We start from the raw sequence: 878 nt of genomic DNA, 5'->3' as shown, positions 1-878 counted from the left end.
CGCGCTCGCCGCGGTGTACGTGCCGTACAAGCGCCGCACCTTCTACAAGTGGTTCGAGATCAACCGCAGTTACAAGCGCACCGTCAAGCGCGGCGCCACCTACCGCGCGGGCGTCATGGAGGCCGGTACCCGTATCGACGGCGAGGAGGTGGAGGTCGGGCCGCCGCCGGGCATCGGCCGTATCAACTGGCTTGCCGCCCCCTTCGGCCCCGACGAGATCGCCGTACTGCTGCACGCCGACCGCAAGACCGTCACCGCGGCAATCGAGATCGAGGGCCCCGGCGTCGGCCTGCGCGACTCCGAGGACCAGGAGGCGCTGGTCGACCGGTTCGGCACGCTNNAGCGGTCCTACGACCAGCTCCAGTCGATGGTGTCCACGAGCAGCGAGCAGCACCGCGCCTACCTCGTCGCCTGTATGCACTACAGCCGTGAACTGGCCGCCGAGGCCCAGGCGATGGCCCGCGCCGCCCGCCCCCGGTCCGGCCGCAAGCTCGACCGGGACGCCGGGCTCGCCGTCGTCATGGCCCGCGAGCTGACCGACATCTGCTCCCGCCTCCAGGAAGCCGACATCCGCGTCCGCCAGCCGCTCGGCCAGGGCCGGCTCGCCTCCCTGATCCACTCCATGTACGACCCGGACCACCCCATCGACCACATCCAGGCGATGACCCGGCGCAACGCCTGGCCGGCCGAACTGGACGCCACCGAGCCGACGTTCCTCCAGGCCAAGACCCGCGAGTCCACCACCCGCGCCCCCTGGTGCCACGCCACCGCCTGGGTCAAGGAGTGGCCGATGACCCCGGTCGGCGTGAACTTCCTCGCGCCGCTGCTGGTGCACACCCCGGACGTCATCCGCACGGTCGCGGTCACCATGGACCTCG

At 71.2% G+C, this 878-nt stretch carries 1 pseudogene; it reads left to right on the top strand.

What is annotated here, in order from left to right:
* Positions 1–878, top strand: a pseudogene (locus CCN72_RS22865) (SCO6880 family protein); the annotation flags it as partial.

The organism is Streptomyces murinus (genome assembly GCF_002154555.1).
GTDB classification, from domain to species: domain Bacteria; phylum Actinomycetota; class Actinomycetes; order Streptomycetales; family Streptomycetaceae; genus Streptomyces; species Streptomyces murinus.
The sequence above is the reverse complement of the archived record's forward strand: the minus strand, read 5'-3'. Positions and strand labels throughout refer to the sequence as shown.